The 6861-nt window shown below is 49.3% G+C and carries 7 protein-coding genes and 2 tRNA genes; 4 read left to right on the plus strand and 5 right to left on the minus strand.

Translation table 11 applies throughout. From position 1 onward, the window contains the following. Positions 1-34 precede the first annotated feature (34 nt). Positions 35-1291 (minus strand): AIDA repeat-containing protein, encoded by a 1257-nt coding sequence (locus RTW80_RS07400; protein WP_000534272.1) that lies wholly within the window; start codon positions 1289-1291, stop codon positions 35-37. Between the two features lie 307 nt (positions 1292-1598). Between RTW80_RS07400 and RTW80_RS07405 the strand changes: the two genes are divergently transcribed. From RTW80_RS07405 to RTW80_RS07420, 4 genes are all read left to right on the plus strand, one after another. Then, a tRNA-Val gene (locus RTW80_RS07405) sits at positions 1599-1675 on the plus strand. Positions 1676-1679: 4 nt separating this feature from the next. Continuing rightward, a tRNA-Val gene (locus RTW80_RS07410) sits at positions 1680-1756 on the plus strand. A gap of 107 nt (positions 1757-1863) precedes the next feature. Beyond that, the gene (locus RTW80_RS07415) at positions 1864-2169 is read left to right on the plus strand and encodes a monooxygenase (protein ID WP_000212657.1); all 306 of its coding nucleotides are present in this window, start codon (positions 1864-1866) and stop codon (positions 2167-2169) included. Positions 2170-2294: 125 nt separating this feature from the next. Beyond that, complete coding sequence (locus RTW80_RS07420; protein WP_000716904.1) at positions 2295-3899, plus strand: FAD-NAD(P)-binding protein; 1605 nt, start codon at positions 2295-2297, stop codon at positions 3897-3899. A gap of 11 nt (positions 3900-3910) precedes the next feature. On the opposite strand, the gene ydhT is transcribed toward RTW80_RS07420, so the two are convergent. The 4 genes from ydhT to RTW80_RS07440 all read right to left on the minus strand — a co-directional run. Further along, the gene (ydhT, locus tag RTW80_RS07425) at positions 3911-4723 is read right to left on the minus strand and encodes a protein YdhT (RefSeq protein ID WP_000587555.1); all 813 of its coding nucleotides are present in this window, start codon (positions 4721-4723) and stop codon (positions 3911-3913) included. A 3-nt stretch (positions 4724-4726) separates the two neighbouring features. Next, positions 4727-5512 (minus strand): thiosulfate reductase cytochrome B subunit, encoded by a 786-nt coding sequence (gene phsC, locus RTW80_RS07430; protein WP_001069987.1) that lies wholly within the window; start codon positions 5510-5512, stop codon positions 4727-4729. Further along, positions 5509-6177, minus strand: a complete 669-nt coding sequence (locus RTW80_RS07435; protein ID WP_001349911.1) for a 4Fe-4S dicluster domain-containing protein — start codon at positions 6175-6177, stop codon at positions 5509-5511. The genes phsC and RTW80_RS07435 overlap by 4 nt, the downstream gene beginning before the upstream one ends. Before the next feature lie 63 nt (positions 6178-6240). Beyond that, positions 6241-6861, minus strand: a 621-nt coding sequence (locus RTW80_RS07440; protein ID WP_312718774.1) for a YdhW family putative oxidoreductase system protein, incomplete at its 5' end; no start/stop codon positions are given.

A 6861-nucleotide genomic window follows, 5' to 3' on the forward strand; every position in this document is an offset into this window, starting at 1 on the left:
CAAGGCGCAACCTTCACGGGTTGCGCCTGTATTTTTACGCAGGCTGGAGCGTTGCGCCAATCCCGTCTTCGTCTGGCTGTAGTTTCAGTGCGTTACACAGAGTTTGCCGACTGGCATCTGTTATCTCAACGTGTATATCACCGGTAACTTCCCCTTTCACATTGATGAAGTCAGGTGAAATTTCTTTCGCACTGGTTTGCAGGCAAATCGCTCCCTCTCCGCGCAGGCGTTTCACTTTCAGTTGCACATGCGTTGCCGCACCAGTGATCAGCCACAGTTTTCCGCCATTCAGATTGATGTTACCAACACTGAAAGTGACACTGTCACCTTTTACCGTACTGCCGTCGAGAATCAACACACCGCCCTGCTGTACAGTAATCGTTGATTGTTGCAGCTCTGCGCCATAACCAATAATCATTGAAGCGCCGTCCAGTAATGCAACACTCCCGGTCAGTTCAACCGGTGCGCGATCTTCCTCTACGACAAAATTTTCGTCCGCGCTGGTGGGTGACAACAGGATCACTGTTCCACCTTGTATTACCGCATTTTCCAGCGTACCGGCATGCACTTCAGCCCGACCACCCACATTCACGGACAGGTTTTGCGTCTTACCGGAACTGTAGAGCTGAAGGCCATCCGTCCCCAGACGATAAATGGATCCATTCTCAACAATAGTGTCAGAGTCTTCACCACCGAGATTATTCATGGTGCCACCAGCAAGCAACGTATCACTGGCTTTCCCGGCCAGCATAAAAACGCCGCCCTGATTAATCTCACAATTGCTGGCTTCCCCACCTGGATACACCAACAATTCACCACCTTCATCTACCACGACCGCTGAGGTTGTCCCATTAACCAACAGGCCGCCCTCTTGATCGAGAATGATTTTTTCCGCGCGATGGCCTTCCAGTACACGCAGGTTACCGCCATTTTCCAGCAACAAACCGCAGGCATAACCTTTATCAACGCTGAATTCACCTTCGGGATGGCGGCCATTAACCGTAGCGAGCGTAGAGAGACTAATTGCGCCTCCCTCGGACTGAACAATATCTGTGGCAATGGCACCGTCGCTGACCGATAGCGTGCCATTGTTACCGTACTGTGTGCATTTGGCGATCCCACCGGTTGCCACTTTCAACCAGCCAGCCCCCGTGACCACGGTATTTTCGGCTCTTCCGCCAGCTTCAACAATCAACTCGCCTTCAGTAAGTTGCGTCGCGCCAATGACCTCGCCGGTCTTAACAATTTGCACATTCCCGTCGCTCATCAAGTTTTTCGCATCAGATCCCATGATTTATTCCTTTGCTGCATCTGTGTGCCTTTATTGCTACCTAAGTGTAAAGGCTACGGAGGATTTATCCACGACAGATTTGAGATGGTGGCAAACAACTCTGTTTAAACTCTGATACACGAATTATTGGGTTGTATCAGATGTAAATGCGATCCTGAATAAAAATCGCCCTTGCAAATCAACAAAATATAGCCAATTTGCTTAAAAGCTCTGCAAACGGTCGAAATAGCGCAGAAAATTACGTTTTGCCTCTTGCCACCTTCCCACTCTGCCGCTAATATTCGTCCCCGTTGTCACCTACAACGTTGCGTTCATAGCTCAGTTGGTTAGAGCACCACCTTGACATGGTGGGGGTCGTTGGTTCGAGTCCAATTGAACGCACCATCCTGCGTCCGTAGCTCAGTTGGTTAGAGCACCACCTTGACATGGTGGGGGTCGGTGGTTCGAGTCCACTCGGACGCACCAGATTTTCTTAATCTGGTCTTTTCCTTTTTCCCTCTGTTTCTTCTCTGTATCCAATACGTTAAAAGATTTACACTATCTTCGTATGCCTTATCAGAAGGAGAATCGCTATGGCAACTTTGTTACAACTTCATTTTGCTTTTAATGGCCCATTTGGCGACGCAATGGCTGAGCAGCTTAAACCGCTTGCTGAGTCGATTAATCAGGAACCTGGTTTTCTGTGGAAGGTATGGACAGAAAGTGAAAAGAACCACGAAGCCGGTGGGATCTATCTTTTTACTGATGAAAAAAGCGCCCTTGCCTATCTGGAAAAACATACTGCCCGACTTAAAAATCTCGGCGTTGAGGAAGTTGTCGCCAAAGTTTTCGATGTCAATGAGCCACTGAGTCAAATCAATCAGGCAAAACTCGCCTGACAGAATTTAATCAAGGGCGGTTAGCGCCCTTTTCATCCCTGTCTGAAATTTCTCAAATTCTAAAAATCTCAACCAAACTTATCTGATAACACTAAATTCGAAAGAATGCGTACAGGTAAGTAACAATGAAAAAAATTGCTATTGTGGGTGCCGGGCCTACGGGGATCTACACCTTATTCTCGCTTCTACAGCAACAAACTCCACTTTCTATTTCTATCTTCGAGCAGGCTGACGAGGCCGGTGTCGGGATGCCATACAGTGATGAGGAAAACTCAAAAATGATGCTGGCAAATATTGCCAGTATTGAAATACCGCCGATTAATTGTACGTATCTCGAATGGCTACAAAAGCAAGAAGCCAGCCATCTCCAGCGTTATGGCGTTAAAAAAGAAACCTTGCACGATCGTCAGTTTTTACCGCGAATTCTGCTGGGCGAATATTTCCGCGATCAATTTTTACGATTAGTAGACCAGGCACGAAAGCAAAAATTTGCAGTGGCTGTTTATGAATCATGCCAGGTTACCGATCTGCAAATTACAAATGCTGGCGTCATGCTCGCTACAAATCAGGGTTTACCCAGAGAGACGTTTGATTTAGCGGTGATTGCCACGGGTCACGTCTGGCCTGATGAAGAAGAAGCAACCCGAACGTATTTTCCCAGCCCGTGGTCAGGCCTGATGGAAGCAAAGGTCGATGCGTGTAACGTGGGTATTATGGGAACATCCTTGAGCGGACTGGATGCGGCAATGGCAGTGGCTATTCAGCATGGTTCGTTCATTGAAGATGATAAACAACACGTCGTTTTTCACCGCGATAACGCAAGTGAAAAGCTAAATATCACGTTGATGTCGCGCACGGGTATTTTACCCGAAGCCGATTTCTATTGCCCTATTCCCTACGAGCCCTTACACATTGTCACCGATCAGGCATTAAATGCTGAGATTCAAAAAGGCGAAGAGGGCCTTTTGGATCGGGTATTTAGATTGATAGTAGAGGAAATCAAGTTTGCTGATCCAGACTGGAGCCAACGCATAGCCTTAGAGAGCCTGAATGTCGATTCCTTTGCTCAAGCCTGGTTTGCCGAGCGCAAACAACGCGACCCATTTGACTGGGCAGAAAAAAATCTCCAGGAAGTCGAACGCAATAAACGAGAAAAACATACTGTTCCCTGGCGTTATGTCATTCTGCGCCTGCATGAAGCCGTACAGGAAATTGTTCCACATCTGAATGAACACGACCATAAACGGTTCAGTAAAGGCCTTGCCCGGGTTTTTATCGATAATTATGCGGCAATCCCTTCAGAGTCTATTCGTCGGCTGCTGGCCTTACGTGAAGCGGGGATCATTCATATTCTCGCCCTCGGTGAAGACTACGAAATGGAAATTAATGAGTCGCGCACCGTCCTGAAAACGGAAGACAACAGCTACTCGTTTGACGTTTTTATTGATGCCCGCGGACAGCGTCCGCTTAAAGTGAAAGATATTCCTTTCCCTGGGCTACGCGAGCAATTACAGAAAACAGGGGATGAAATCCCTGATGTTGGCGAAGATTATACGTTACAGCAACCCGAAGATATTCGTGGACGCGTAGCGTTCGGCGCGTTGCCCTGGTTGATGCACGACCAGCCTTTCGTTCAGGGACTTACGGCATGTGCAGAAATTGGTGAGGCGATGGCTCGGGCGGTCGTAAAACCTGCATCCCGTGCACGTCGGCGTCTTTCGTTTGATTAAAGGTAAAGCTATCAGCACTCAACAAACTGATGCTGTTCATTAAGACGATAGCGGACTCCGGCTCGAATATTGTTTTCACCTTCAATGGCGACGGCGAAGCGAACTCTTTCGCCGTCATGATATGCCAGTGCGGCGCTTCCCCCTGGCCCGAGAATAATTGAGTCGACCACGCCCGTGCTCACTACCGTTGAATTTTCACCGCTGGCAATGATGTGTACATTGTCGCCGCTGTTGGCAATTCTGGCGTTTGCGCCAAAGCTGGCGATTTGCGCCAGGTCACCATTACTGGCGACATGACACCGTTCACCCAATGTACAAACGCGTACTCGCATTCCGGTGTTCGCAATCCGACTACTATCTCCAGCGCTGCTTATCCGCGAAGAATTACCGGTTACAGCAACCCGTGCGCGTTCACCGGAGCTGCCAATGTGACTGTTAAAGCCGACACTTCCAATCCGCACGCTATAACCCATACTGGCAATTTGCGCGGCATACCCAGCGGTTGCGATTCGGGCGTTATCCTCACAACAGCCGATGCGAGCATGATCGTCGCTGCGGGCAAACTGACTGCAAAATGGTATCTCTCCGGGGTCTGTGGCCAGTTTTTGCATAGAGGAAACTTCCTGATGCGCGAAGTTTTCATCCGCCAGCCATTTTTTCCACGCATACTCAACCAGACTCTCCGCCCAGTCCGTATATCCTTCCTCAATCAGTGCATGATGAATATCGGCATAACTACCGCCGCGTGGGAAATGGCGCAGGAACCAGCGATACATCACCGCTCCGATACGCCATTCTCGCAGGTCTGCTCGTGTAATGATCATTCGTTAGTGCCGGTGATAGCCATCGACCATGCTTTTAAAGGTTTCGTGTGGCGTACGCCCCGTGGTGCAAAGATAAAGATGACCGAAGATAAAAAAGAGGCTTATAAATGCCAGAGCAAAATGCGCCTGCAATAACCAGTATCTTACGCCAGGAAACACATCTCCCACGGCTTGCGGATAGAGACACAACAGCCCCGTCAATAGTAACAACGGCAGCAATCCATACATGACACCAACATAGGCGACCTGCTGTAAGGGATTAAATTTAGACTGTGTTGTTGCCGGTAAAGGATGTTCTTCCCCCTGCATAATGCCAAACAAATAAAATCGCGTTTGTTTTGCCGCTCGTTCCAGCCACCCCTGACGACGAATGCGATAGTGGTGACCATTATCCCCAACGGCATTGATCAGCACAAAGCCGAGCCAGCATGCCAGTAACAAAAATCCGCAAACTTCATGCACCGCAACCAGACTTTTAACCGCAGTTGCGCCCACCATCGCAAAGTGATTTATCAGCCCACTTGCCAGCAACAATACAAAGAGTAACGCATTCGACCAGTGCCATAATCTGACCGCTTTGCTGTAAAGATAAACCTTCTCACCATGATCGGTGGCTGATTTCTTCACGCCACGAGCACGAAGCAAGGCGTGCAGCCCCAGCACCAACCACATCCCAACCAGCAATACTCCGGCAATGATCAACCACACCGGCCAAAATTCGGGAGTGAACTGTGGCACATAGTTCGCTAACTGGCTCTGAAACTGTTCAGCATGTTGCGACGGGTTCATACATTTTCCTTTTTAATCAAATGTTGACCGAACCGGCGATACAGATGCGGTTTCCCGGCACCAGGTAGCTGATATTGATAGTATTTATTATCCTGCAACCACGCCTGAATTTCTGGGCTATCTTCGCGACCAAAGATCAATGCGTGTTCCGGACAGGCGCTGACGCAAATGGGCGGAAAGCCTTTTGCCAGTCGGGACTCAGCGCAGAAATCACATTTATCTGCCACTTTAGTGACAGGGTTAAGGTAGCGAACCTGGTACGGACAAGCGCCAATGCAATAACTGCAGCCGATGCACTGCGATTTTTCTACCCGCACGATCCCCTGCTCATCACGCCACGATGCCCCCGTCGGGCATACGTCGATGCACGGAGCATCTTCGCAGTGCTGACATGACTGGCGAAAAAAGTGATACTGCGTTTCGTTGTCGTTATCGGTGACTGGAATGTGTGCTATCGATAAACGGCTTCCCTGAGCGGGGACGTGGTTAGTTTTACGGCATGCGCGGGCGCAAATATTACAGCCATTGCACCGTGACTCGTCATGAATCATGGCATACCGAACTTCCTTTTCTTGCCTCGTGTTCGCTAACAGAGAAGACGCAGAACCAGTAAAAAAGATTACTGTTCCCATCCCCAGAACAAATTTGCGTCGAGTGAAGGACATCTGATTATCCCCTAATGCAGTGGCTGCAACTGTCCACCCTATCCATGACATCTCCCTGAAATTTCAGGGGTTCTGAAACTGCTCTACCTCGAACCATTCGCATAAGCCATAAGCCTTGCCATAGGTCATAAATCGCTCGCTAAACAAGTACAACACCGCCGTCGATGACTCCACCTGCCGTATATCGGCATATTCAGGTGCAACATCCATCGCGGCGATCGCGGCTTCAATCTGCGCTTCCTGGAAGTAATATGGCGCTTGCATCAGCATGGCGACTTTGTAAGGACGAGGATACGTCTGGCACTCAAAACGAACGGCGTGTGCAATGGCGCGACAAATGTCCTGCTCCACAACTTGCAAAGACATCGCCGCGTAGTTTTCACTCATGGCCTGCGTTGAGTAATAGTAATCATCCTGACTTCCCGTCATACAAGCGATATCCGCGTAGTCTCCGTTCTGCTTAATGCTTTCCAGCAAAACTGACAGTTCCTCTTCTGCAACCGAATAGGGTGGCGAGAGAAACACGGCGCGCGCCACCAGCTGCCCAGCCGCAGAATGCTGGCGAATGAACTCTGCCAGGATTTCAGCCGGTTCTGGTTCGGTTACCGGGTGATGCTGCCAACTTACTGATTTAGTGTATGATGGTGTTTTTGAGGTGCTCCAGTGGCTTCTGTTTCTATCAGC

Source organism: Escherichia sp. AM3 (assembly GCF_032029835.1).
In the GTDB taxonomy this organism is placed as follows: Bacteria; Pseudomonadota; Gammaproteobacteria; order Enterobacterales; family Enterobacteriaceae; genus Escherichia; species Escherichia coli.

Excerpts from the sequence above, each read along its gene's own strand:
- RTW80_RS07400 (WP_000534272.1), bottom strand. The coding sequence starts at position 1,291 with ATGGGATCTGATGCGAAAAACTTGATGAGCGACGGGAATGTGCAAATT.
- RTW80_RS07415 (WP_000212657.1), top strand. The coding sequence starts at position 1,864 with ATGGCAACTTTGTTACAACTTCATTTTGCTTTTAATGGCCCATTTGGC.
- RTW80_RS07420 (WP_000716904.1), top strand. The coding sequence starts at position 2,295 with ATGAAAAAAATTGCTATTGTGGGTGCCGGGCCTACGGGGATCTACACC.
- ydhT (WP_000587555.1), bottom strand. The coding sequence starts at position 4,723 with ATGATCATTACACGAGCAGACCTGCGAGAATGGCGTATCGGAGCGGTG.
- phsC (WP_001069987.1), bottom strand. The coding sequence starts at position 5,512 with ATGAACCCGTCGCAACATGCTGAACAGTTTCAGAGCCAGTTAGCGAAC.
- RTW80_RS07435 (WP_001349911.1), bottom strand. The coding sequence starts at position 6,177 with ATGTCCTTCACTCGACGCAAATTTGTTCTGGGGATGGGAACAGTAATC.